Here is a 26,858-nt window from a genome sequence, read left to right as displayed (position 1 = left end):
CAAGCCTAGGCTTCGCGATGTGTTCATCTGCCACCCCTTGTCGGGTTGCCTGTACCTTGTGGAACATTCGGGTTATTGACTCCCGCATTGGCCAACTCCTGCAAGAAGCTGCCAACGCTGGCGCCACCCATCCCGGGCAAAATACTAGGCTGCAGCCAGCTCTGCATGGTGTAACCCAAGTCTTGCCACATTGGCCGGTACCATGGATTGAAATAACCGTTCAATCCGTTTTGCGCCACGGCGCCAACTGGATAGCCAAGCGTTGTTCCCAGCGCGGCTCCCAAGATGCTGCCTCCGGACGCGGATGGCGCTTGATTCATATAGATTGTGTTCATCCCGGACCCGACGAGCGCGCCTCCTGTGTTAACGAACATCGACGACATAAATCCTGCCCCATAAGTCAATGCTCCCGTATAGAACGCCATTCCGACATCGCGTGGATTGACCTGACCAAGACTCCCGCCATTTGCGTACAACTGGCCCCCCACGTTCGCCGTTGCCCCGATTGTCCCGCCTACGGCGAGTCCTTCCCAAGTCAACGAAACGCCAGCCGGTCCTAGCAGCGGAGCCACAATCAACGCAGCAGCGGTGATCGCCTGTTGTGTGCATTGCTGGGGATTCGCTTTGCAATTGTTTAGCACATCGATCGATTGCCTTACCGTCTCTCGATAAGCGGGATCGTTCGCCAGCCGCTGCCCCGCGTACTGTCCCAGATCATTGCCGGTTCCGGCGCCGATTGGTAGTTTTCCGTCGGCAGCGAGATCGATCATGGCCTGCGTTCCATTGATCACATCCTCTCGCAACGTGACGCAGTTCCCGGTTTTCGCGCAGTTGGCCAACGCCACATTCTGTTGATTGCTGAGGTCCTGATAGCTGTTCCGGATGACCTGCTGTTCCTCTGTCGTGCAGTTGCGCGCCTGGCATCGTTTGATGTCTTCTGCGAGCGCCTCCCACTGAGTGCTTGTCAGGTAATTGTTGGTCACCTCATTGAATGCCCCCGCAGCTCCTGATGCGCTACCCAATGCACCGCCAACGGCCATCGTCAGCCCTGCGACCACCGCATCATGTACAGCACCGGTGAGGCCCAATGCGCTGACGGTCTGATCGAGATAGGACGCAACCTGCGTGCTTGCGCCTGCGCCGATAGCCCCGCCCAGACCGCCTGCGAGCCCACCGATCACCAAATGTCCGGACGCGCGACATGAGCCGCTGGCCCCCCAGCAAGCTCGCTCCTCGTCGGTCTTGGCGTCCCGCAGGCGCTCGTTGGCATACTGGCCCCAGGCACTGGTCGCTTGTGAGCTGAATTGCGCCGTGATCAGGACTTCCCCTTGAATGTCCCTCATGGCGCGCTCTCGATTGGTCCTTTGCAGCGCGTTGGTGCCGTCCACTCCAGTCCGCACTCCCGTATTCCCCGCGATACCGGAGACGCCGCTGCGGGTGGTGCTGGACCGATTGACATCGTTGCTGCCGATACCCGCTGTGCCTGAACCCGAACTCGAGGTGCTTGTGCTGAAGCTGACGCTGTACCCGCTGCCTTGGAAAGTGTCATGGTTGACCAGATCGGTCATCGTCAGGCTGCCCGTCGTAAAGCTGTTCCTGCCTGCACTTACCGCAGCGTTGGTGCTGCTGATGACGCCGCCCACGAGGTTGGTATTGCCCGCCACGTTGACACCAAAGCCTCCATTTCCTGCCAGAAAGCCGCTTTGCTGTGTCGCGCTCGCAAAATTTCCGTCCCCGTGCATGTTGTGGGCGTAGACGCTCACGCTGCTGTCGCCGTAGCAATACCAAGCGCAGATGGTGGCATTAAAGCCGCCCCCGCTGTTCTGGCTGTGGTAGGTGCTGGTGTCCTGCAGGGTCTCGATGTGCAGGTTGCCTCCCACGTCGGCATTGATGCGGCTCCCGGAAACCATGGCGCCCCGGACGGTGGTGTCGCCGCCGCTGGTGATGTTGACCTGCTGGCCCGCATTGACAGTGGTGTTCGTCCATGCACCATCGGTGCCGTTGTCGCGTCCGTTCTGGCTTCCAGCGGCCACCTCGATCGTCAGACCGTTGCTTTGCCCGAAGGTGAAGCCCACGCCGATACTGGCATTGCTGCTGCGACTTGTAGAGCTCTGCTCCCGAGTGTTCGCCGCCGCTTCGAGGGTGACGTTGTTGTCCGCCGACAGATTGACGTTCTTGCCTGCGTCGATCTCACTCCCGCGTATCAGGATGTTCGAATCCCTTCCACCCCCGGTAGCGGTGATGGTGACGTTGCCGCCCGCCTGCACACGCGAACTGGCCGACGTGTTGCTACTCTCAGTGCGCGTGGATTCGCTCGAACTGCTGCCGAGGGCTAGGGTCGCCCCCATGCTGACCACACCGGTGCCGCCCGTGCTCTGGGTCGCGGCCTGTTGTGCAATGTCCTGGTATGCCGAATAGCCGCTGAGCGCCATGCTCGCCGCGCCCAGCGCCTGCATGCGGTCGTCCTTGGTATCGCCCATCGCCTCGGTCGTTCCCTCAAAGCTTCGCAAAAGGTCGATCAACGGTGCCTTGATGCCCAGCGTGATGCCGCCTTGGGAGAAGCTCTGCGTGCTCTCGCTGCGACTGCTCTCGCGCGCCTCGACGATCTGCACATCGCGCGCCTGAATGTCGACGTCACCTCCCGGAGCGACCACATCGCTGCCCACCTGGCTGTAGCGGTTCCCAGCGGTGATGACGACATTGCCCGCGATGGCGCCCACCGTGCTGCCCACGGCCGTGTTCTCCTGGCGGTTCCTGGTGCTGCGCGTGTCCTGGTGGCCCCACGTCCAGCCCGAACTCGCATCGAACATGCCGCTCTTGGACTCCTCGCGGACATACTGGCTGTCCCGGGTCTGCGTCGCGGCCTCGATGGTGATGTTGTTGCCGGCCCAGAGTTCGGTGCCTTGGTCGCTCACCACGTTCGAGCCGCGGATGCGGATGTCGGTGCCTGCATCCAGCACCACCGTCTTGCCACCCAGGCTGCTGCCGATGACGCCGGTCGAACCGAAGGTGCCCTGCTCCATGCTGCGGTCACTACCCCAGAAACCGCTGTCCTCGGTGCGGCGTCCCACATTGAGCGCTGAGGTCGACTGGCCGGCATCGATGGTGATGTTGCGTTTGGCAGCCACTTCGAGCGCGCCATCCGCGCTGTTGATGGTGGCGGCGCGCACGTTGACATCCCGCTGAGCGTGCAGGCTGATGTCGCCGCTGGTCTCGATGCGGGTGCCGACCTCCCGCGTGCTGGCCTCGGCGCGGTAGTTGCCGGCGTCTCGAACCGTGGCATCCTGCCTGGCGGTGGTAACGGTGCCCAGGTTCAGGTCGCGACCAGCGCCAATTTCGGTTGTGCCTTCCTTGCCGCTGTTGGCGACAAGGGCGCCAATCAGGTTGACGTCGCGGCCGGCCGAAGCCACCAACACACCCTTGGAGCCGGTCACGTACAGGCCGGCCACCCGGTCGACAATGGTGGCGCCGCGCAAGCTTGCGGCGCCGGGGGCGAAGTCCAGCGCCAGCGCGCTGGTGCTGGTCGTGGTGCGCACATTGATGTCGCGTCCCGCCTCGATCTTGAGCTGGCTGGCCGCGTCGATGGTCCCACCGATGTTGTTCAGGTCGGTCCGGGCCCTGAGGTCGAGGCTGTCGCCGGAGATGCGGCCGTTCAGGTTCTGGATGTTCTCCGCGGTGATCTTGACCGTCTCGCGCCCGGCAACGGTGCCGCTGTTGACGAGATCGCCATCGAGCTTGATGTTGACCTGCTTGCCGGCCAACAGAGCACCCGAGCCGTCGATGTCGCCGTTCTTCACGCGCACATAGACCTGCGGCACGAGCACGCGCTGGCTGCTGCCGTCCGGCAGCGTGACGGTCTGCTCCACCAGCCAGACAATGTCGCTGGTCAGCTGCGCCATCTGGGCGTCGCTCAGCGCAATGCCCGGCCGCAGACCGTACTGCCGCGCAAAGGTGAGGCCGGCGTCCATCAGGGCGGTGTACTGCGCCTCGTCGCTGTCGTAGCCGTCCAGGTAGCGGTAGCCCGTCAGTTGCGCCACCTGCTCGCGGATCAGGCGCTGCTCGTAGTAGCCGTCGCCCAGGCGCTTGAGGGCGTTGTTGGGGTCCTGCCCCAGGTTGTTCAGCAGGTAGTCGCTGCTGAGCCAGTTGTGCCGGTTCGCAAAGCGCGGATCGGTTTCGATCAGGTAATGGCTGGAGGTCTCCGGATGCGTGCGGAACAGGCTGGCCGTGGGCAGCGTCAGGCCCGGCAAGGTCGTACGCACGACCTGTGTCGTTTCCGAACTGGCCGCCAGGTTCACTTCGATGATCGGGTGGACGATCGGGCCTGCCGCGCCACCCGTGCCAGCGCCGGGCGCATTCACCGGGGCGCCGGTGCCACCGGCCACGCCGGTGGGGCCGCTCCCATTGACACCGCTGGCACTGGCCACGCCCTGGCTGGTATGGCCGGGCGTCAGGGTGCCGGTCGACCCGCCGCTGCCGACCACGGTCACATTCCCTTCCTGCCGTGCGGCAGCCAGGGTCACGGTGATGGGAACGCTGGTGTTGTACGGGGTGACCTGCGTCGCGTCGCCCGTCCCCGCCTGGAAGTGCTGCCAGCCGTTGCGCGTCTGCGCGCCCGAGACCTCCACGTTGTGGTTGGCGATGGTGCCGCCCGTGACGTTGAGCGCGCCGCCGGCCAGGATCTGGCTCATGTCGTTGGTGCCGCTGCCGACGGCAATGTCCATCTTGCCGCCCGCGATGATCCGTCCGGGCGATGAGGTCTGCAGCACCGGGGTGGTGGTCGACTCGGTGTAGACCCAGGCGTAGTAGGAGCGCGCGTAGTTGTCGTAGACGTCCCGGATGAAGGCCTCGGTCGCGGCATCGAGGCGCCGGTGGGCGTCCAGGTAAGCCTGGGCTTGCGTTGAGTCAGTTGGTGTGTCCGTGGCCGGCGGCGTCACGCCGAAGGCGGCCCAGATCGGATCGGTGCGGGCGTACCAGGCACCGGGCTCGGTGTATGTCTCGGTCTGATCGATGTTGATCTGCCGCGTGCCCGTGAGATCACGGCTGTTGCGCGGCGGGTTCGCGTAGTAAGTCCCGTACCGGGACAGCGGATAGCTGGCGGACGGCACCAGGATGCCGGAGAACTGGCCGGACACGGGCCCTGCGGCGTAGCTGACGAAGCTGGGCCACAGCACGCCCATCAGGTGCTCGAAATCGACGGAGGGCCCGCCCACACTCACGAAGACCAGCTGGCTGGGGTCATAGCGCGTTGAACTGCCAGGCAGCGCATATTCGGTGTGCTGGAGACCATCGGAAGTGGTCTGCGTCGTCCAGGTCACGCCGCCGTTGGTGTTGTTCAGGACATTGGCCTTGATGGCCATGTCCTGCACCGCCTCGATGGTCGCGGCGTGGTTGTTCAATACGCCGGCGGCGTCGCTGGCTTTGCCGTCCACCAGCTTGCCGCCGATGTAGAGGTTTCCGGCGCTGAGGATCAGGGCGCCGTTGCGGTTGTTGACGGTCCCGGCGCCGATGTCGAGGCGATCGCGCGCGGCGATGGTGCCGGCCGAGGCCACGCCGTTGACCGTTTCGGTGTCGTTGTTGAGCGCGCTGACGCCGATCGAGATCTGGTCGCCATAGATGCGGCCGGTGCCGAGGTTGTCCAGCGTGGTGGCGTTGATGCGGGTGGTCTGGCCATCGATGACGCCACGGTTGGTGACCGTGCCGCTGGCATTCAGCGTGGTGGTCTTGCCCTGGATGTCGCCGGTGGCGGTGTTGTCGATATCCTTCGCGGAGAGCGTCAGGTCGTTGCCGGCGGCGAGCCTGCCGCCGTTGGTGATGTCGCCCGTCGTCGAGATCGTCAGGTTGTGGTTGGCGACGGTTTCGCTGCCCGCCGCGAAGGTGATGTCCTGGGTGACCGCCAGCGTCATGTCGCCGAGGGACAGCAGCTTGCCGTCCCATGTGACCGAGCCGGCGTCGAGGACGACGTTCTCGCCGCCGACCAGGGTGCCGCCAGTGTTGAGCACCGACAGGGTCTTGGCCGCGCCGGGGTCCTTGATGGTGAGCACCTTGCCAGCGGACACCAGGCCGGCGCTGTTGTCGATCTGCCCGCTGCTGCTGAGCGTGGTGTTCTGGTCGGCACGGATCGCGCCGGAGGCATTGACGATCGACTGCGCAGCGATGTCGACGTTCTGCCCTTCGATGCCCTGCTCTGTTCCCTGGGTGTTGGTGTTGATGACGCTACCGGCACGGAGCGTCGTCGTGGCCGTCGAGCGGATCAGGCCGGCGGTGTTGGTCAGTGTCCCGGCGTTGATGCCGAGATTGCCCACTGCCAGGGTCTGGCCGCCGGTGTTGTCGTATTTGGCACCGTGGGTGCCGATGGCTATCGTGGACTGCCCGAGCACCATGCCCCCGCCCGTGTTGGTGAAGGCCTGCGTATCGGCGACCAGCGCATTCTTCGCGCCGATGAAGCCGGCTGCGTTGTCCACATCCCCCACGTTCGTCAGCGTCAGCGTGTCCGCGCTCGTGATGCCGCCCGCCGCGTCTTCGGGCGTGGTGCGATAGCCATTGGCGTTGGTGTTGATCAGTGCCTTGCCAGCGGTATCGATGGTCAGGACGCCACCGGACTGGATCAAGCCTGCGTCGTTGTTCAGCGCCCCCGAGTTCACAGCCACGGTGGTGGTGGCAGCCATCGTGCCCTTCGCGCTGTTGTCCAGCGCATTGCCGCGTGTGTCCACGGACAGGCTGTTGCCGAAGATCTTGCCGCCGACATTGCTCAGTCCGCCATTGACCAAGTTCGTCGCGGCGCCGGCTTGCAAGGTGCCACCATTGTTGGTCGTCGCACCGGTCGTCGTGATGCTCAGGTTGCCGTTGACGGCGGCCACGGTTCCACGCGTGTTGTCCATGGTGCCGGCGACGAGCGTCGCGTTGCCATTGGCCGCCAGCATGCCGCCCACGTTGGTCGCGGCGCCGCCGATGGTGGCGGTCAGATCGCCGACAGCGGTCACGCTGCCGGCATTGTTGTTGAGACTGCCGGCGGTAAAGGTGGTGCTGCCGCCCGCGCCGATCGCGCCCTTGTTGCTGTTGTCGAGCACGCCGCCCACGGTCAGACCGAGGTCGGACGTCTCGGCCGCACGGATGGTGCCGCTCTGGTTGGTCAGGCTGCCAGCCGCGATGTTGGTGTCGCCGTTGCTGGCCAGCGTCCCGCCGCTGTTGTCCAGGGCGCCCACCACCGTGATGCGCGTGGCCTCGGTGCCGGTCTGCACGATCTGGCCGCCGGCGCGGTTGCCCAGCGAGCCGGCGTCGATGGTGATCTGCTGGGCGCTGACCGCAGCCTTCGCGCCGTCCTGGTTGAAGGCGCCCGACATGGCGACCGCCAACGCGCCGTTGCCGGTGATCTGGCCATCGGTGCCGCTGTAGCTGCCGCCCGCGATGGCGAGCGTGCCGGTGCCGGCATGCTCGATCTTGCCGCCAGCGTTGGTGATGCTTGCGCCATTCAGGCTGAGGTCCTGGCCGTTGCTGGCGATGCGTCCGCCGTCGTTGTTCAGGGTGCCACTGGTAGCGATGGCGGTGGCCCCGGTGCCGGTCTGCGCGATCTCGCCGCCATTGGTGTTGGCGATGTTCGAGACATTGAGGTCCAGTTGGCCGGCATTGAGCGTGCCCGCGTCATTGACCAGCGTCTGGCCAGACTGGGCGTTAGCCGTGATGCGGAGGGTGCCTTGCGTGGCGACCGTGGCGTTGCTGCTGGTGAGCACGTTCCCCTGCGTGGCGGTGACCGCGATGTTGGCCGCGCTGGTCTGGCCGGCCGACAGATCGACACTTGCGCCTTGCAGCGCGGCATTGCCGGCCGCCAGGTTGGTGCCGTGGGCGACCAATGCGCCGGTGCTCGTCACGTCCAGGTCGCCCGCCCCGCCGAGCGTGCCGTCGCTCTGGATGCCCGCGCCCAGCACCCCGGTGCTGCCGCCTTGCAGGCTGCCGGCCGTGATCGTGGTGTGGCGGCCGGCGGTGACGCTGCCGTCATTCACCAGCGCGCCGCCGATCGCGACATGGATATCGTTCGCGCCGCGCAGGCTGCCGCTGTTGCTCAATGCGCCGGCCTGGATACCCAGATCCGTGGCCGCGTTGATGCTGCCGCCGCTGCCGCTCGCCAACTGGTTGGTCACTGCGAGCTGCACACCGGCCTGTGCGGACTGGATGCTGCCGTTGGTGTTCTCCAGCGAGCCGCTGCTCAGCGTCAGCGCCTGGTTGGAAGCCAGGGTACCGCCGCTGTTGAGGGTGGCTCCGCCCACGCTCGCGGTCAGCGCGCTCGCACCCGAAATCGATCCGCGCGTGTTGTCCGCCTTGCCGCCGACCACGAGGTGGGCGTCGGTCGCGCTCGTCAGTACGCCGTCGACGTTGAGCAGGTCGCCGCTGGTGGCGATGTTCAGCGAGCCGGCATTCAGCCGGCCGCCCGAATTGTCGAACTGGCCGACGGTGGCCGTAAAGCCATTGCTGACATTCAGCGTGCCCCCTTGATTGTTGAAGGTCGGCTGGTTGACCGTCATGCTGGCGACGCTCAGGGTGCCGCCCTTGTTATTGATGTTGGCGCTTTGCAGCTCGATCGGGCCGCCTGCATAGATGCGGCCGCCGTCGTTGAGAATCACGCCCGCTGCCGTGACGGTCCCGGGCGATGGCGCCACATACGGTGCGGGGGTGATCGTGCCGCCGGTTCCCGCCGTTCCACCTGTGGTGGGCGCGCTCGGGTTGGTGGTGCCGCCATCGGTGCCCCCGCCTGTGCTCGGACTCGTGCCACCACCGGGCTGCGACGGGGTTTCCGGGACCGGCTCCAGCCCGACCACGCCGCCGGCCGTGTTGCTCAGGACCGGTGCCGAGATCGTCAGCCCCGTGCTGCTGGTCTGGCGGAGGGTGCCACCGCGGTTGTCGATGTCGCCTGCCGTGCTGGCGAGTTCCAGCCGTGCGCCTTCGAGCGTGCCGCCCTTGCCGTCGAGCGAGTTCGCCAGGTCGCCCTGCGAGGCGATCCTCAGATTTCCGCCGCTGCCGATGCGGCCGCTGTTGGCCAGGCTTGTGGCCGCGAGGTTCACATCGGCCGTGCCCTGGATCGTGCCGATGTTCTCCAGGCGTCCGGCACTGGTGACCACGAGCTGGCCCGCGCCTGCCAACGCAGTCGTGCCCGGCGCAGCCTGAACGGTACCGGCATTGCGCACGCCGAGGCCGGCCTCGGTGCCCACCAGCACGATTTTTCCGGCATACATGCCGCCGAGGGCGGCCACGTCCAAGGCAAAGGTGGGGGCCGCACCGGTGCCGGTCGTCGGCGTGATCTGGCTGTGGTCGGCGCTGACCGTGTTCGCGCCTGTCACCACCTTCAGTTCGCTGGCCCAGATCCCGGCATTGGCTTCCACGGCGCGCGCCAGAATGGCGGCGTAATCGGTCTTACTGGCATCCAGGCCTGCACCGTTGATCGTGATGGTGCCGCCCCGCACAAGGAAGCTGTCGAGGCCGCCGAACGCATTGAGCTGTGGCGTCCCGGTCGTGAGCGTTGCCCGGCTGGCGTTGATGAAGCCGGCACCGTCGACGCTGATGCCGGCGGGGTTGGCGATGATGACCTCCGCGCGCTGCCCCGCCACTTCCATGTATCCGCGAAGCTGGCTCGGATTTCCGCTGTTGACCTCGTTCAGGATGATGCGTGCCGGCCCGCCCGCGAGGTAGGGATTGCCTTGAACGATGCCGCCGAGCTGTGTGGCTGCATTGACGCGGCTGTTGTTGAAGATGGCCCCGTTCGGGGCCACGTTGAACTGGTTGTAGACATTGCGGGACACACCCGCTGCACTCGGGGTCTGCACGTTGATCAACGGGACGCCGTTCGGCGCAACGAGCACCGTGGGGCGCAGGTTGCCGGGAACGTTGGGCGCCCCGACGATCTGGGCAAGCGCGGACGGGGCCATTAGCACGCCCGCAAGGGCAGCGCCGATGAGCATTGGAGCAATGGCGAAGGCCCCAGCCCATGCACCGGCTGCCACGGTGGTGGCCTTGGAGGAGCCCTTGCCGGTGCTCTTCGCGGTCTCCTGAACCACCATGCGCAGCCCACGTTTGGCATTGAAAACGATGCGGTGCAAATGGCGATTCATGTTCTGGTGCTCCCTCTAGGATTGGCTGCCGGGCATCGTTATTTCTGTGACAAGATGCTTCGGCGGGCCGATTATGGGAGGGGGCCCCCTGGTTCGAGCGGTACTTGTTCACGAATCCTGCAGACTTAAGAATCACCACCGCCGCGTGTAATTCGTGAGCATTACTTTTGAGTGCCCGGCGTTGGATGGGTGCAACGGACCGAACTCGACGAGCGGGGCCAACGGCACGCGCATTCCCTGGCGCCTTTGGGAAAAACACCGTCCACCGGCACAGCCGTCCGGCGGCGGGAGGCGCCGTTCTCGGGAGCCGACAACCACCAGCGCCTGCTCGACCCAGCGGCCGCACGGCCCGTACGAGCCGAGGCAAGCTGCCATCGGCAGCCGTGAGTCAAGTCATTCCGGATGGATGGCACGACGCGATCAGACGGCCTTCGTGCATCCTGGGCGGTTCACCTGCCGGGATGCCGGCATTCGCGCCGGTGCCCCTCGTGAGCGACCGGACGGTGCGCGCCATGGCCAGGCCATCGACTGCAGCCTGAAGCGCTGGGTGGCAGCTGCGTGACTCCGACGAGCCGGCGCGGCCCGTCGGCAACGATCAGGTGACATCGACCTGCTGCTGCCGCACCTCTGGCGGCCATCCGCTGCGGCCGCGAGCGCCGACGCGCGCAAGGGATGGCCCGCGTGCGTCAGCTCCCCTGGTTTTTCCGGGGCGAAGCGCTCCCGTCCAGCGGGGCGCAGCGACGTTGCCCCTCTTCATCCCGGACCGCCGTCCTGTGACGCTCATCTCGACGAACGCAACCCTGAAGTCCAACCTGCCGCGTCTCTGTTGAAGGCGCCGGAGTCGGGGAATCCAACAGGGCGAGAAAGGAAGACATCCGGACCCCGCCCGAAGGCCCCGGAGCGCCCCGCTCCGCTCAGTTCATTCGACGCAGGTGCGCGACGGGCAAGTTCGAGTAGCCGTCCGGATCATCGATCCACCGCTGAATCGCTGCGCGCGGCCATCCGCAGGCGCGTCCTCCCAGGTGCACGGGAGGCGGGAACTTGCCGTCGGCGATCCGTCGATACACAGTGGTGCGACTCAGCGCCGTGATCCGGATCACATCGGCCATGCGGAAGAATGCGGGACCGGCCGCGGTCTGAGGATCAACATCGCCGCGGTTGGCATGGTGTTCGATATGCATGACAAATCCTCGAAATGGAGCCCGGCCTTCAAGGCGGCTTGCGTTGGAAGAGGAATGCCTTCCTTGGAGAACTCGGACAGAGCACGAACGCCCGTGCAGAGGGCAGCGCAGCAGCACCAGCCCGCCACACGTCACCAGAAGTCCCCTGCCCTCCCGTCCCGCGGGTGGGGTTTCAGGCAGGGAGTTCGGCGAGCGTGCAATCAAGCCCGCGGGCGGTCAACTGTCACTTCTGACAGGGGTGCGGGACGGCCGATCACCGGACACGCGGCGGAGGCGGCCCGGTGGGCGCGTGCTCCGGCGCACGGCGCTTCTCGGTCCCTCGCCAGCGACCGGCGATCCTCTGCGCATCGGTCTGTACACCTGGCATGCGCGCGACGAAACGATCCACCTGTGCGGCCAGATCACCTTCCCCCTGTCTTCGAAGTGCATCCGCCGTTGCGCGCCAGTCCACGACCGCCTCCCGCCGGGTGTTTCGCATCTTCTCTTGTCCGCCATCCACGGCGCCTCGCCCCGACCTCAGAGCCTGGAGCAGGCTCTCCAGCTTGGCGCGCATGAAGGTCGAGGTCTTCGGCGGTGGATGCCCGGTCCGGTCGCTCGGGGGCAGTTGGCCGAATGCCCGAAGCGCGCGCAGCCGGTGATGGATTGCATCCCTGTACGGCTTGCGGGTCTGCCCGCGCACCTGCCGCGGTGTGGCATTGGCCGCCACGCCCTGCTCCCGCATCAGCGCGGCGAACTGCTCGCGCCACTGGCGCAATGTCTCCTTGCGGATGTAGAGGCGCTTGCCGGGCTCGAACTCGTGCTCGCACTTGACCACCAGGTGCACATGCGGGTGCGGCTGGTCGGTGTGCAGCACCATGGCGTAGCGATGTTGCAGCGCGAAGTTCTCGCGTGCAAAGACGCGGGCGGCCGCCCGTACCCTGTCCGGCGGCGTGCCGGCGGGCATGGACAGGACGATGTTGTGCACCAGCTTCGCACGCGTGTCTTTCTGCCCCAGCGCGGGCCTCGGCTTGTACTGGCTTCTGCAAAGCGCCAGCTGCCAGTCGGCCGTGATCTCCCTGGCCGCTCCTCGCCCCTGCGGCGCCAGGCCCTCGTCGGTTTCGATCGGCAGCTTGCCGTGCCGGCCGATGTAGCGCAGATGGGCCTCGACGCCGCCGATGTCCCGTGCGCCGCCGGAGACCTTCACCATCACCTCGGGCGTGCGCCCCACCGTGCGCTGGATCTGCGCGATCTGGTCGGCGCCGAGGCGCAGCGTGCCGCCTGGTCCTCGCCGACCGTAGCTCACGATGTCCAGGGTCAGGTCGCGCGGCGCATCGGCCGCGCCGCGGCCGCTTCGGCCCGCGCGCGCCCTCTGTTCAGGCATTGGTCCTCCCGCCGCCGGTCTCCCAGCTGATCAGGTTGCGGCGCACGAGGGCGGCCGCGGCTTCGCGTGCCGCCTCGACTTCCCGCCGGACCCGCGCGATCGTTTCACCCAGGTCCGATGCAGGCTGAGACAGAGTGTTCGGCATGCCGAACATTCGGAGCTGCCGCCCCAGCGCGGCCAGTCGGGCGCCGGTCGCTTTGATCTGGTCCAGTTCGTTCGGCGGCAGCACGGCCGCGTCACGGACATGGTTGTGGATCAGCAGGGCGAGGTAGCTCGCTGTCTTCATCCCTCGGACACGGGCTCGCTCTGCCGCCAGCGCGCGATCGCCATTGCGAAGCCGCAGCGTGATGCGGTCCGCCACGCCAATGTCGCCTTCCGTTTCGCGTAGGGAGCGCTGACCACCCGAGCCCAGCGAGATGTCGCCGTGGGTCTTGAGCACTTCGTCGACCATCTTCGCAAGCAGGCTCGACGCACTGAGGTGATGACGCGCGGCCAGCGCGGCGAAGCGCGCCCTCGTCTCGGGCGGCACCCGGGTGCCGATCACGCGGCTGGGTCGAGAGGACTTGGTCATTGCAACGCCATGGCTGTTAACAATGTCTGACGGCAGTCTATCCTGCCCTCATGGCCGCACAAGGACTTTGCCCTCGGAATTCCAGCGTCGAACCCCTCGCGGTTTCGCCGCTCCCGGAGCGTTGCGGTCGATCGGCAGTTCGGAGCCCTCCATCGATGTTCGGCATGCCGAACATCGATGGAGCGAACTAGCACGGTCCAGCGGCAGCGAATTCGCGAGCAAACATCCAACTCAGCCTGCCTCATAGCCGCATAAGGACTTTGCCCTTGAAGTTTCGACGTCGTCCTGCGACCGCCGCGTCCAGGCTGCCGAGACCGAAAAATTCATTCCGCTCGCAGAGCGAGCCCGCCCGGCCGCCGCGAAAATTTCCTCATGGCTCCATCAAGCAGAAAACCTCCGCTGTTGCGAGCGTTCGAGACTTTCTCGGTGTTCGGCATGCCGAACATCGAGAAAAAGCGAGGGGCAGAGAAGTGAATTCGACACGTAGCGAATTCGGGGGGGAACCATCGAATGGGCATCCGCGTCGCCCGCTGCGCGGCGGTGCCGCCAAGAACAGCCTACTCTCGCAGCGTGAACACCACTGACAGGTAAGAGACCGGCTGGGTCTGAATGGCCTCGATCCCATGCAGTGCGGTCGCATCGAACAGCAGCGAGTCCCCTGCCCTCACCTCCGCAGTCCTGCCGCCGTAACGGTAGCTGACCTCCCCAGACAGGAAGTACAGGAACTTGAGACCCGGGTGCTGGAAGGTCACGTAAGGATCGGCGCCGGGCAGCAGCGTGACCAGATAGGGCTCGACGAACAGGTTGCCCGACAGGAGGTGACCCAGCAGCTCGTAGCGGTAGTCCGCCACCGCGCCGATGCGATCGACCAAGACACCCTGTCCTGCGCGCACATGGCAAAAGTCAGTGCGCCGCGCCTGGTCCCCGAAGAACCGCGACGTCGGCACGCCAAGACCCTGCGCGAGGCGCTCCAGCGTTTCCACCGAAGGCGAGACCAGACCGCGCTCGATGCGAGACAGCATCGAGGCAGAAATCCCCGAGGTCTTGGCCAATTCGCCGCCAGACATCTCGGCCGCCATGCGAAGCGCCCTCACCTGCGCGCCGATGCGAGCCGCGGACAGGCTACGCACTATAGGTGCTGGTCGCCGCGCCCGGACGCGTGTGATCGAGACTGGTAGCCGCAGGGGTCGAACCGTTGGCAGAGGTGAGGGAATTTGGTGACGCGTCATTTGAACTTCGCTGCCGGTGGCGATGCATTCATCTGCTGATGCCTCGTCTTCGATGTCACGATTAGTGTGTTCACTATTAGATCACATGACACGACCATGCGTCGCACATGAAGTCTGTGCGTCGTCGATTTGGAGAACGCATCCGCCTGCTGCGGATCGCTACCGGCATGACCCAAGAGGCCTTCGCCGATCGATGCGGTTTCGCGCGCACCTACATGAGCAGGGTGGAGACGGGCGGAGCAAACCCGTCGCTTGATGCACTACAGACCTTCGCAACTGCACTAGGAATGCCGTTGAGCGAATTGTTTGCTGGCATCTAGTCGGGCGGGCTTATTCGCTGTGCCTGGCTAAACAAGGACTTCCCGTCCGGTGCACGATCAGTATCTGAACCGATTTCCCGTTTTTGCATCGGCATGGTGATCGGGCGCCACTCCCCTTCAGCATGACCGTCACTGCTGTCTGCATCGGGGAATTTGCAGCCAACAAGTTGAGAATCCCAGGTCGCTGGCAGCGGCCGCGCATCTCTCCTCAACGTTCGGCATGCCGAACACTGGGAATCACGCACTTATCAGCCGCGTAGGGCGCTGCGCTTGCTGAGCCCGGCAACGCAAGCACCGGCGTAAGACGCGGGCGGCACCGGCTGGTCGCCAGACGAAATTAAACGCGTTCAACCCTTACCGACTTATGGTCGGTTCGTTCGTAGTACCTATTGGAGCGGAGGATCGCCGCCGGCACGTCCGCCGTCTGCAAGCGGTAACGCAGACTTCACCGCCGCCAGCTCTATCGCTGCGGGCTGCTGGGCCACCACAATTGCAGCTGCAACACCCTCTCGCCCGCTCCACAATGGGTCATCCTCCAGGCCATTCGACTGTATGTGGGCATCGCGCTTCGTTTCAAACGCCCCGTGGGTGGTTGTCATCACACCACCGTCACGCCTCAGAACTCTGCTGTACGTGTCAACGATGCGCTGGTACTCACCCGACTCCTTGCTGTCGAGCGCCTCGAGCACCCGGTCAACCTTTCCGCTCGTCAGTTCCTCACCGAAGAATTCGCCCTCAAAATGCGGAAACTGCGTGAATACATGACTTCCGTTGGACTGCGCAACCGAGTTCCGGATTTGCTCGTTGACTGTCCATGTGCCGCTCTTGACCAGCTTTTTCTTGCGCCTGATGAACGGCGTATCGGCGTCATGGATCGCTACATAGGGTACCTTGAAGTGGTTCAAGATACGCGCGAACAGGGGAACGTTAGCTTTGCCCATGCAGTCAATCACATGAACATCCGTGCCGATCAAGCCCGCCACGTGTTTGACCACCAGATGCTCGGTCGGGCCTTCCACCAACACAATGTTGTTGTAGAAGAAAAACTCGTTTACCACGGGGTGGCAGGCACGGACCATCTTTAACCGCGTACGTTCATCTTCGTCAAAGGAAATCGAATCAGTCGAGATGTAGTGTTCGCTGGCTGGGTCTGCATCGACCCGAATGATCGTTGTGTGATTCTTGGACAGATCGATGAAGACCGGCGAGTGGGTGGTCGCAATGACCTGCCAGTCTGGATTACCAGTGGCGAAGTCATAGAGCGCGTCACGCGCACTGCGAATCGTCGGTGGATGCAGGAATGCTTCAGGCTCATCAATCAACAGGATTCTGGGCGCTGCCACCGCCGCCGACTTCTTCTTGGCATCGCCCTTGTCGGCCATCACCGCCAAGGCCGACCAGAGCAAGGCCCGCTGCAAGCCGGTGCCCTGCAAAAGCAATGGAGTGGAGTCACCGCCGGCCGTGGTGACTTTCAGATAGGAATCCGCGCCAATGATGTTCTCGTTCAACGCATCCTTGGACCTGGGGATGAGCTCGACAGCCGTACCGGGAAAAATGTTGGACACGCTGGCATTGATTCGCGCAGCCACGTCGTCAAAGGCCGCCTTGGAATCATCAAAGATCGATTTCGCCAAAGCCTCGATCTGAGCAAACGCGTTCTTCGTCGCGGAAGAATCGGCCTTCAGACGAGTCTTGACGTGGTCTTTGAGCATCGCAGCAATTTTTGTCTGCGTCGTCTCCACTGACTCTGTTGGACGGATGCGCAGTGGCTGCGGTATCCGGCTTTGTATTTGTGAATCCCAGCCCCCCATACCACCGTCTTCAAAGGCATCAGCGGTGGGATTGAAAGACTGCTTCAAGCCCTTTTCACCCGGCTTGCTCCAGACCCAGCGCACCTTCAAGCACTGGCCGTATTCAGCATCGTCATAGGTCCACTTCTTTCCAACGGCATCCTCATCTGCGGCATTCACCTCATTGAACACGCCGGTGATCTCGATCGGTCGAGACAAGTCTTCGCGATGAAACTCGTCATGGTCGCGTGCTGCGCCCGCCGAAGCAAAGGCCTCGTAGGCGTCCAAGATGGTGGACTTGCCAGCATTGTTCTGGCCGATCAAGACGACGATCCCATCGATACGAAGACGCCTCTCGGTATCGCCGATGCATTTGTAGTTCTTTATATGCAGTCCAGCCAAACGCATCGAGTTCTCCAAGTCGTGACAGGTCTCGCCGCTGTGTAACCAGCGTTTTGGAAGAGCCACTTAGCGGGAATAAAACCGAGCCATCACTATGGGGTGGCAATACAACCTGCCAACGGCGAGGCAACACTTTATGTTACAACGTCTTACTCTCACTTGCTGCTGATCGCTGGCCTTCATTGGAAACGCCTGTCCTCGACTCTCTGCATGCACGTGCTCGGCGCATCGCCGCCGAGGGTCGAATTGTTTCCGTCGACGTCGAGGCCCACCCGGAAAAGAGCAACCAGATCTTCGCCGTCGGCGCCGTTCGTTCGGACAGCACGGATAGCTATCACAGCACCTGTTCTCCTGCCAAAGCAGCCGCGGTGGCGGTATCCCTCAATAGCTTTACCCGAAATGGCCAGGTTCTTCTGGGCCATAACATCAGGCGCCACGACATACCTCTGATGCGCGCCCAGCTGCCGCATCTGGAGTGCCAGTACTGGCCCGTGCTGGACACGCTGGAGCTGTCCGCCCTCGCCTTCCCCAGCAATCCCTATCACCGACTGGTGAAGGGCTACAAGCTGCTCTCGGACGAGCGCAACAACCCGACCAAGGACGCCCGGATCGCGCTTAACGTGTTCGAAGAGGCCGTCGAAGCGCTGCTGGAGACGAACGAGCAGGAGCCTTGGTGGCTGGCCCTGCTGCACTTCCTGCTTCGCAACGACGAGAGCATGGCGACGCTGCTGGCGCAGGTGCGCGAGGAGACCGCTCCCGCTGGCGAGGCGGTCGGGCCGATCGTTGCCAGCCGTTTTGCAGATCGCTGCTGTGCCACCCGTTTGCAGGCGCTGGTCGCCGAGATTGCGACTTCCTTCGATGGCCACGACCCTTGGTCGGTCGCGTTCGCGCTGGGCTGGATCCGCGTCGCAGGAGGAAACTCAATCCTTCCCCACTGGGTCTTCCACGAACTGCCCGCCGTCAGGCAATTGATCGCCGAGCTGCGGGAGATCGACTGCGGTCAGACCAACTGTCCCTATTGCCGCCAGAACCACAACCCCGAGGCGCTGCTGTCCTCGTTGTTCGGCAAACCCAGCTTCCGGGCGCACCCGACAACCGCCGATGGCTCATCGCTGCAGCGTGCGATCGTCAGCGCCGGACTGGCACGCGAGAGCCTGTTGGCCGTCCTGCCCACCGGCGGCGGCAAATCCATTTGCTACCAGCTCCCCGCTCTCGTCCACTACCGCCGTTCAGGTCGACTGACCGTCGTCATCTCTCCCCTGCAGTCGCTCATGCGAGACCAGGTGGACAACCTGATGAAAGCCGACATCCAGTGCGCGGCAACCGTCAACGGGATGCTCACCCCACTGGAACGACGCGATGTGCTGGACCGCATTCGCCTGGGCGACATCGGCATCGTGCTGGTCTCACCCGAGCAGTTCAGAAGCAAGACTTTCGTTGAAGCCATCCGGATGCGGGAGATCGCGGCCTGGGTTTTCGACGAAGCCCACTGTCTCTCCAAGTGGGGGCACGACTTCCGCACGGACTATCTGTACGTCTCGCGCTTCATCCGGGAGCAGTTTCCCGGGCAGGCGCCGATCGCCTGTTTCACCGCCACCGCCAAGCCGGACGTCATCGACGACCTGTGCGACCACTTCCAGGAAGGCCTTCAGATCAACCTGAAGACATTCCTCGGCGGCCACGAGCGCACCAACCTGTCCTATGCCGTGGTGCCGACCTCGGGCGGCGAGAAGCCGCAGCGCATCGTGGAACTGCTGCGCGACGGCCTGCGACGAGACGATGCCGCCGTGGTCTTCTGTGCCACGCGCAAGAGCGCCGAAACCATCGCACAGATCGTCGCGCAACAGGGCATCGCATGCGGCTGCTACCACGGCGGGCTCACTGCTGATCTGCGCAAGGAGACCCAGCGCCGATTCCTGGACGGGGAACTGCAGGTGATCGCCGCCACCAACGCGTTCGGCATGGGCGTGGACAAACCCAACGTTCGGCTGGCGATCCATGCCGACATTCCCGGCTCCCTGGAGAACTACCTTCAGGAGGCCGGACGAGCCGGGCGCGATGGGGACGAAGCCAAGTGCGTGCTGCTGTTCGACCCCAAGGATGTCGAAACCCAGTTCCGCCTGTCCTCCACCTCCCAGCTGTCGCAGCGGGATTTTGTCGGGCTGCTCCGTGCCTTGCGCTTCCAGGCCAAGAAGCTGGGAAAAGACGAAATCGTCATCTCCGCGAAAGAGCTGCTCGCGCAAAGCGTCGGAACCGGCATCGAAATCGATGCCCCCGACGCCTCCACCAAGGTCACCACGGCGCTGTCGTGGCTTGAGCGCCATGGTTTCCTGAAGCGCAACGAGAACGCCACCAAGGTCTTCCCTGCCAGTCTTCGGGTGACCTCGCTGCAGGAAGCCAAGGACCGCATCGACAAGGCGGATTTTTCCGCCAGCGTTCAGCAAAAATTTCTCGCTGTCGCCACCGCCCTGTTCCGGTCTGACACGCCCGAGGGGCTGAGTACCGACGAGCTCATGCTCGACGCGGGCATCCGGCCGGAGGAATGCTTCCGCATCGTTCACCAACTGGCCAAGCTGGGCATCCTGGTCAATGACCTCGGACTGACGGTGCGCCTGATGCGCGGCGTGAGGGGCGCGTCCGCATCTCGCCTCGAATATCTGAGTGCCATGGAGAAGGAGCTTATCGAGCTCATGGCTGAAAACGCGCCGGATGCGGATCAAGACGAAGCGCAACAACACCTGAATCTCCGAGCGGTCTGCACGGAGTTGCGCGGTCGTCTGAAACTCGACGACGAAAAAGGCCGGCTCGACCCCACTCAGGTCCGGGCTTGTTTGCGGTCCATGGCCGACGGTTTCGGCTCCGGCAACGACAAGCGCAGCATGATCCAGCTGCAATCGCTGGGTGATGACACCCTGCGCGTCACCTTGCGTCGGCCTTGGTCCCAGATTCGCAGGATCTGCGAACTGCGCCGTGCCGTCGCCCAAGTCACGCTCACGCGGCTGCTCGCAGAGGTGCCAGACGGCGTCAAGGGCGCATGCCTGGTGGAGTGCAAGGCCCAGGCATTGATCGACGCGCTCAGTGACGATCTGGTTCTGAAGACCCAGCTGCGCGAGCCCGACGTGGCGCTGGAGAATGCGCTGCTCTATCTTCACCAGACGCGCGTGCTCGAACTGGACAAAGGCAGGTCCGTCTTCCGCTCTGCCATGACCATCCAGATGGACGAGGACACGTCCAGGCGGTTCAATCAAGCCTCGTTTGCGCCCCTGGAAGAGTTCTACAAGGAACGGACGCTGCAGACGCACGTCATGCACGAGTACGCCAAGCTGGGCGCGGAAGATCCGGCGAAAGCGCTTGCTCTGGTCAAGGCCTACTTCACCCTGCCCCACAAGCAGTTCATCAAGGAATTCTTCCGCGGGCGCGCAGACCTCCTGGAGCGCAAGACCACGGACGAGTCCTACCAGCGCATTGTCGATGACCTGCATCATCCCGTGCAGCAAGCCCTGGTCACGCAGCCGCGGACAGGCAATCAGCTCGTCTTGGCGGGTCCAGGGTCCGGCAAGACGCGGGTGATCGTCCACCGCATCGCCTACTTGCTGCGCGTATTGCGGGTGAATCCGGGACGCATCATCGCGCTGGCCTACAACCGGGGGGCGGCCATCCAGCTGCGTCGCCGATTGATGACGCTCGCCGGAGACGATGCACACGGCGTACTGGTCATGACCTACCACGCGATGGCGCTGCGCTTGACCGGAACCAGCCTGGCCGGGGCAGAGCGCACCTCCAGCAGTGTCGACTTCAAGAAGATGCTCCAGGACGCCATCGACCTGCTCGAAGGCAAGAGCTCGGCGCTGATCGACGCTGACGAAGTCCGCGATCGCTTGCTCCAGGGCTACGAATACATTTTCGTCGACGAGTACCAGGACATCGATGAACAGCAGTACGCACTGGTCAGCGCCCTCGCCGGCCGCCGGCGATCAGACGCCGACACCAAGCTGAGCATCATGGCCGTGGGAGACGATGACCAGAACATCTACTCCTTCAAGGGCGCGAACATCGAGTTCATTCGGCGCTTCCAGACCGACTATGAAGGAGAGCTCACCTACCTGGTCGAGAACTTCCGCTCTACCCAGAACATCATCTCGGCCGCGAACCATGTGATCCAGCGCGGTGTCGACCGCATGAAGGTCGATCACCCGATCCGGATCGACGCCCGGCGCAAGGACGATCCGCCAGGCGGACGCTGGGCCGCGATCGACCAGGAAAACCGAGGCGCGGTACGGCTGATCACCAGTCCGGCGGACCCGAACCTTCAGGTCCAACTGGTCCACGCGGAGATCCAGCGCATCCGGCGCCTCGATCCGACGGTCAAGCTCTCGGAGATCGCGGTGCTCTGCCGAACCCACGCCCCGCTGGAAAAGATGAGGGCCATTTGCGATGTCGAAGGCCTTCCCTGCGAGACCACCGGCCCGGAAGCTGCCAAGGGACAGATCGCGCTGATGCGCATGCGCGAAGGCTGGGCATTGGCCCAGGCACTGAGGCGGCGACAGCTGCGCATGGTGCGCCTCGGCGCGCTGCGCAGATCCCTGAGGTATCTGCAACGCGCCCAGCCCAGAAATCCTGCGTTGCTGGATCTTCTCGATATCGTCGATGACGTCGCCGCCACGCTGCAGGCAGACACCGTTCCAGCCGCCGAAGCGCTCGACCTGTTCTATGAAGCCGCCGGTGAAATGCGACGGGATGGCCGCGAGAGCGCCATCAAGCTGATGACTGCACATGGCGCCAAGGGCCTGGAATTCGACCACGTCATCGTGATGGACTGCGCCGACTGGCGCTGGGATGAAGAAGATGAACGGCGACTTCTCTACGTGGCCATGACCCGTGCGCGAGAGTCCCTGAGCCTGATGCGCGCAGAGGGCGGACGCAACCCCTATCTCGTGGACCTTGGAACCGTCAGCGGCGTCCATGACCTGCTGCCACGAGCCCGCCCACAGCATCGAGCGAATCTAGAACGCCGCTACGTCATGCTCGGCCCGGCCAGCATGGACATTGGATTTGCTGGAAGGAAGGCGCCGGCCAACCTCATTCATCGTGCAATCGCCGCCCTAAAGACCGGCGATGCAGTCGAAGTGAGAGACCGATTCATCCTTTCAACCTCCGGTCAGATCGTTGGTCGACTGGCCGCAAGCGTCGATGACGCCGCCCTTCAGCGAGGGACCGCATACGTGGTAGCCATGATGGTGCGGACACGATCCCAAACACCCGAAGATTACTGGTCATCCTTGCAGGTAGATCACTGGGAAACACCGCTTGCCGAAGTCGTGCTCGGCGCTGGCGGTGACCCGAGGGTTCGCTCGCATGATTGCCCATGAGCCGAGCGCTAAGATGGTTTCTGGATTTTTCCCGCACCTCCGCCGAATGGAATGAGCATGATCGTTGAATGCAATTTCGGCTCTGCCCCATCTCAGGGCGAGTCTTGGTCGGAACGATGGGGTGGTCCCGACAAAGGCCTCATCTGTTCTTGGCTCAGGGGAATCGAGAAGGCGAAGGAATCTCCCGAACTGGCCGCACAGGCTTCGCGCGGTGAATTGCCAAGTCTGCCGTGGGTGGGCGGAGGAAAAGCCATCAAGGCGGGCAAGCGTATAGGGGCGCTGCACTATCTGGCCATGTGGCAAGGACTACGCGGTGAAAATTTGTCCATCGATCTTGCGGCTGGAGCCAGTCGCACATGCACCTTGACCGGTATGGCGGTCACATTCACTGGCGATACCTCTGTCATCTGGAAGGCGGTAAGCGAATCCGGAGGCGCCGAATGATCAACGTCTATCAGCGCCAAGCGACGGCCTTCCGAAACGAGATGCGCACCTCATGTGCGGCGCTGGTCGGCATCGTCCAGGGCATCATGTCCGACGGCCATCTCAACGATGCCGAAATCAGATTCCTCAAATCGTGGCTCACCGGGGCCGAAACGGTCGCCCTGACATGGCCAGGCACGGTGATTAACGCCCAGGTCGAAAACATCTTGGCGGATGGGCTTGTGACCGAGGAAGAACGCAGCCATCTCGCCGAAACCTTGCGACAGCTCGTCGGCGGCAAGCTGGACGAGATTGCAGATGCGGGCTTCGTGACCGAGTTGCCGATCGATCGCCTCGAAGGGATCGAGATCCCCAACAAGCTCTTTTGCTTCACCGGCGACTTCGTTTTCGGGCCGCGCAAGCTCTGCGAGCAAGCCATCGAAACGCGCGGCGGGGCTATCTCAGGCGTCAGCAAGAAGCTGCACTACCTTGTGGTCGGGGGCCTTGGGAGCGCGGAATGGAAGCATGGCAGCTTCGGCACCAAGATCGAGAAAGCCATTCAGCACAAGGAAGCCGGCGTGCCGCTGTTCATCGTGCATGAAGATACTTGGGCCGCTTCATTGCACGGATAACGTCCATGGTCACCCGCATGAGCCTGCCACAGAGTAGGACCAAACATTCATCAGCGATCTCCGCGACTAGGCCCGGCGGGCTTCATACCGCCTACTTTTACCCATGACTCCCAACATGAGAACTGCTTCCGCCAAGGAATTACTTCAGGGCATCAACGCCTTACTCAACGTAAATGCGCTTTACGCGATCCTGATCCAGATGGGATTGGCAGAAGAGGTCGAATACAGATCGAGCACTGGAAGCGGAGAGATCAAGAGCTACACCCGGCTGACCGAAGCTGGCCTTCTCTACGGCAAGAACAAAGAAAGCGGCTTCTCCGCAAGCACAACGATGGTGTTTTACGAGAGCGCATTTCTTTCTCTTTACGCTGCAGCCTGCCAAGAAGCATCAGGGCATGCGTTATCGCTGATGCCTGTGCCCCGCATGGACGATGTGACCAAACTCTCGGCTGGGGCCGAATTGGGCGAAACACCCACTCCAGAAAGTTCCACCAAGAAGCGGAGCCGGTCGCAGCAGATCCCGGATCCGGCCGCGCTCTTCGTTGGGTGGAGCTATCGCATCGAACGCCACCATTGGGGGACATTGGGGGTGACCATGCGCACTTTCGTGAAGCAGAAGAAGCCATACACGGCCTGGGCGTTGGACACGCCGCCAGCCTACGGTTTTGAGCAGGGCTACATTTTTTATTCCGCCGATGGCACCCGCTACCTCCAGATTGCCTCCGTCAACAGCGAAGACTTTGAAGTTCACACCGGACTGGGCGGGGACGATCGGCGTGGTTACAAAATCAGTGAAGCGGAACTTGTGAAATGGCTGGAGTTTGGGTGTTCCCCGTCCGAAGACCGTCGCCTATATAAGGGCGAAGGGAAGGCTGGGGCTATGGCTTGGTTGGTTGTAAGTCCAGACCAAGATTGAATCGCCCCGGAGCGATTCAGCATGCCATCGTGGTTGGCAGCTACGAAGACCGCGAGCTGCCGCTGTCTCCGGGCGACTACAAAGTGATGCCTGGCGAGCGGTGGACCGTCCCAGCGCTAAAGACCGAACAGATCGTCTATCGCGGCATCAGACCCGTCAAGATATTGCGCGAGCGCACAGAAGTCTCAGTCGCCGGTACCAGCTCTTTATCTCCCTTCACGCCAACTCCAAAAACAACTTGCCGAGGCCATGTCTAGTAATAAGAGCTCTTAATCAAATGAGGAACGGCTTTAGGTGGGCAAAAAGATTGGCTAATCCTATTTAGCAGAGAAAACAATTGCGTCTCCATTTCAAAGTAGTCATTACGCGGGGCCATATACATCGCAATGCCAGCCTTGGCCATGTGATCTTTTATTCTCCGCTGATGATCCATATAGCTAAAGCCTCCCGGAGTCCCTACGACAGAGCGCTCATTTGATTCTTGTATGAGTAAGTTTAGCGTCTCAATAAACTGCTTATACTCTTCTGAAACCGTGGTTTTCCCAACTCTCGATTGGCTGAAGATCGTTCCATACAATAACAGGGTATCGATGTTCTGGCCGGAGAGTCTATCGCGCTTATTTATTTCAGCAACCAAATATTCACCAAATACTTTTAGATGCTCTATGTGATTCGTTAGAGCGGTGTTATTCGATGTCGTAAAGTAACTGACCAAGGCAACAAAAATACCACCAATTGTTGCGATTGCAACCCCAATGTCAAACGTCGCTTTTGCAATCAAAAAACCTTGACCAGTTGATTCCAGATAGGCAGCGACGCAAGCATTTGATAAGCAAAATGGCGCCCTAAACAATTCCTTCTCAAAGGAAGTCGCGACAATCACCGCGGCCGACAACAGCAAACCGCCAATTAAAATTATTGCAATCAATAAACCCAGCACCACAACACTGGGAGACTGATTCGCGATGAGCTTTTTTAGCTTATTCATACCCAGTTGACGGCCGAATTAGTTTCAATTGCTCGCGGAGCTCTTTCGCCTTTTTCGGAAAGGAACGCCCCAAAATCCCTAAGCGTTCAGCCGCGACATGGCACCGCTTATGAAACCAAAAACTTCCCTGATAGTTTGGCCGACTCATATCTTTTTTGAGTCTTTGGATTATTTGTTCAGCCCTCACAATATCGGAATGTGAGGGCAATGGAAGAATCTTTCGGAGTCGCGCAATAAGCACTGGGTGTTGATTGTGCTCCACACGTCGCAGCTTATTAACCCGTCCCATGCAGCGATTAAAATCTTTTCGATACGCCCTAGACGCTCTGTAGCCAGGACTCGCGGCAAGCAATTCAAGATTTTTGACAGCCGCTCGGATTCTTTTGGCCTCTTCCGGTGGCAATCTCGGCTGCTGAAAATCCACACGAAGGCCATGCACCATTAAAGGCTTCATGGAAGCGTATTGGATTCTGGTTTTCTTTGCATTAAGCGGAAGATCGGCTTCGCTAAGCATCTGAACCGCCTGCCCAAGAGCGTACGAGAAATCGTAATTTGAAATTTTTGAAGAGATGGTTATATCATCGACCAGCCTTGTATAGACCAGCCCCTTATAGCCCAATCGCTTAACCAACGCGCCTTCCTCTCGAAATAGGCACAATGTTGCAAGGTAGCTTGACGTTAGCGCACCTTGAACAATGCTGGCATCTTTGCAGCAAATGTCGGTAAGCGCCTCTGCAACCACATCAGAGTAATGAAGGAAGTTTTTGAAAATTCGAGAAACTTGATCTCGATGAATATTGTCGAAAAAGTCCTTGATATCTATTGATAAGATACTTTTCGCCCCACAATGCTGCCTTGCGCAGTTCACGTAGTCCTTCTCATACACCAAGGACTCATAGGTGTCATCGTTGGGAATTGACCCAAATATGTGATCGGGCCAACTTATGACACTGGGGTTGGAAAATATTCGCCTGTTGATCCGACGCTGAATTCTCCGCACAAGATAGTGCGGATTGTGGACTATTCGAGTTGAGCCGTCTTTTTTGGGCAGCTCTTTCTGAATGTACCGTTCAGATGGGGCCAGGCCTCGAGCTTGGGCGAGCTCAGCGGCGCCGATACCTAGCGCCCCGCAAAGTGAGTCAATAGTTGCTATTGACTCCGCTGACACCTTTATTGGGTCGAATCGCTGCGGCTGCGTCAAAACCCGTCCCTACAGATGCAAGTAGATCATAGTGGCTTGGCCAACCCATACCATAGGGTGCTGATGGGCATGCTGCTTACCTCGACAAGTCGTCAGCTACTGCCATACCCATCATGGCCAAACCCTGCGACTAACTCTCTTCGGGACGAAGGGACGGATGGTAACCCCCCTCACCCCTCAAGCCAGACTATGAACTTCATAGACTGACGTCTGCTTCCAGACTCTTATCTAACAACTTTGCATGTCGAGTGCGGCAAACAGGCGAGACGCCTGCGCATTACAAAATGCTACCACAGTGGCGGTTGGGTTAAAAGTTGTCTCCATATAGTGCGATTTTCGCAACAAGCCCGTTGTCGAGCATTGCGGTGAAGCGCATCGG

At 62.2% G+C, this 26,858-nt stretch carries 13 protein-coding genes; 5 read left to right on the top strand and 8 right to left on the bottom strand.

Translation table 11 applies throughout. The features are described 5' to 3' along the window. Positions 1 to 23: 23 nt before the first annotated feature. The 5 genes from FB547_RS15175 to FB547_RS15155 all read right to left on the bottom strand — a co-directional run bounded on the left by FB547_RS15175 (position 24) and on the right by FB547_RS15155 (position 14,339). Positions 24 to 10,097 carry a hemagglutinin repeat-containing protein gene (locus FB547_RS15175; RefSeq protein ID WP_145743541.1) on the bottom strand — a complete coding sequence of 3,358 codons (10,074 nt, stop codon included), beginning with the start codon at positions 10,095 to 10,097 and terminating at the stop codon, positions 24 to 26. A gap of 914 nt (positions 10,098 to 11,011) precedes the next feature. Next, entirely contained in the window at positions 11,012 to 11,278 is a 267-nt protein-coding gene (locus FB547_RS15170; RefSeq protein ID WP_145743539.1) for a helix-turn-helix transcriptional regulator, read from the bottom strand. 253 nt (positions 11,279 to 11,531) lie between these two features. Next, positions 11,532 to 12,638, bottom strand: coding sequence for a relaxase/mobilization nuclease domain-containing protein (locus tag FB547_RS15165; protein WP_145743537.1), 1,107 nt, complete (start codon positions 12,636 to 12,638; stop codon positions 11,532 to 11,534). Next, positions 12,631 to 13,209: a hypothetical protein gene (locus FB547_RS33595; protein ID WP_261380291.1), complete on the bottom strand. Its 579-nt coding sequence runs from the start codon at positions 13,207 to 13,209 to the stop codon at positions 12,631 to 12,633. The genes FB547_RS15165 and FB547_RS33595 overlap by 8 nt, the downstream gene beginning before the upstream one ends. 557 nt (positions 13,210 to 13,766) lie before the next feature. Beyond that, complete coding sequence (locus tag FB547_RS15155; RefSeq protein WP_145743536.1) at positions 13,767 to 14,339, bottom strand: helix-turn-helix domain-containing protein; 573 nt, start codon at positions 14,337 to 14,339, stop codon at positions 13,767 to 13,769. Positions 14,340 to 14,545: 206 nt separating this feature from the next. Here FB547_RS15155 and FB547_RS15150 point away from each other — a divergent pair, with 206 nt between their 5' ends. Then, on the top strand, positions 14,546 to 14,758 hold the full coding sequence (locus FB547_RS15150; protein WP_047787280.1) for a helix-turn-helix domain-containing protein: 213 nt from the start codon (positions 14,546 to 14,548) through the stop codon (positions 14,756 to 14,758). Positions 14,759 to 15,144: 386 nt separating this feature from the next. On the opposite strand, the gene FB547_RS15145 is transcribed toward FB547_RS15150, so the two are convergent. Further along, complete coding sequence (locus tag FB547_RS15145; RefSeq protein ID WP_145743534.1) at positions 15,145 to 16,956, bottom strand: ATP-dependent nuclease; 1,812 nt, start codon at positions 16,954 to 16,956, stop codon at positions 15,145 to 15,147. Positions 16,957 to 17,132: 176 nt separating this feature from the next. On the opposite strand from FB547_RS15145, the gene FB547_RS15140 reads away from it, so the two are divergent. From FB547_RS15140 to FB547_RS15125, 4 genes are all read left to right on the top strand, one after another. After that, positions 17,133 to 22,319 (top strand): RecQ family ATP-dependent DNA helicase, encoded by a 5,187-nt coding sequence (locus FB547_RS15140; RefSeq protein WP_261380290.1) that lies wholly within the window; start codon positions 17,133 to 17,135, stop codon positions 22,317 to 22,319. Between the two features lie 51 nt (positions 22,320 to 22,370). Continuing rightward, positions 22,371 to 22,763: a hypothetical protein gene (locus FB547_RS15135; protein ID WP_222431237.1), complete on the top strand. Its 393-nt coding sequence runs from the start codon at positions 22,371 to 22,373 to the stop codon at positions 22,761 to 22,763. Further along, positions 22,760 to 23,374, top strand: a complete 615-nt coding sequence (locus tag FB547_RS15130; RefSeq protein WP_145743532.1) for a BRCT domain-containing protein — start codon at positions 22,760 to 22,762, stop codon at positions 23,372 to 23,374. The genes FB547_RS15135 and FB547_RS15130 overlap by 4 nt, the downstream gene beginning before the upstream one ends. 103 nt (positions 23,375 to 23,477) lie before the next feature. Beyond that, positions 23,478 to 24,290 carry a hypothetical protein gene (locus FB547_RS15125; protein ID WP_145743530.1) on the top strand — a complete coding sequence of 271 codons (813 nt, stop codon included), beginning with the start codon at positions 23,478 to 23,480 and terminating at the stop codon, positions 24,288 to 24,290. A 253-nt stretch (positions 24,291 to 24,543) separates the two neighbouring features. Here the strand turns inward: FB547_RS15125 and FB547_RS15120 are convergent, their stop codons facing one another. Then, positions 24,544 to 25,278: a retron Ec48 family effector membrane protein gene (locus FB547_RS15120; protein ID WP_145743529.1), complete on the bottom strand. Its 735-nt coding sequence runs from the start codon at positions 25,276 to 25,278 to the stop codon at positions 24,544 to 24,546. Next, positions 25,271 to 26,446: a reverse transcriptase family protein gene (locus FB547_RS15115; protein ID WP_261380299.1), complete on the bottom strand. Its 1,176-nt coding sequence runs from the start codon at positions 26,444 to 26,446 to the stop codon at positions 25,271 to 25,273. Before FB547_RS15115 ends, FB547_RS15120 begins: the two co-directional genes overlap by 8 nt. Positions 26,447 to 26,858 lie beyond the last annotated feature (412 nt).

The organism is Variovorax beijingensis, from assembly GCF_007828835.1.
In the GTDB taxonomy this organism is placed as follows: domain Bacteria; phylum Pseudomonadota; class Gammaproteobacteria; order Burkholderiales; family Burkholderiaceae_C; genus Variovorax; species Variovorax beijingensis_A.
The sequence above is the reverse complement of the archived record's forward strand: the minus strand, read 5'-3'. Positions and strand labels throughout refer to the sequence as shown.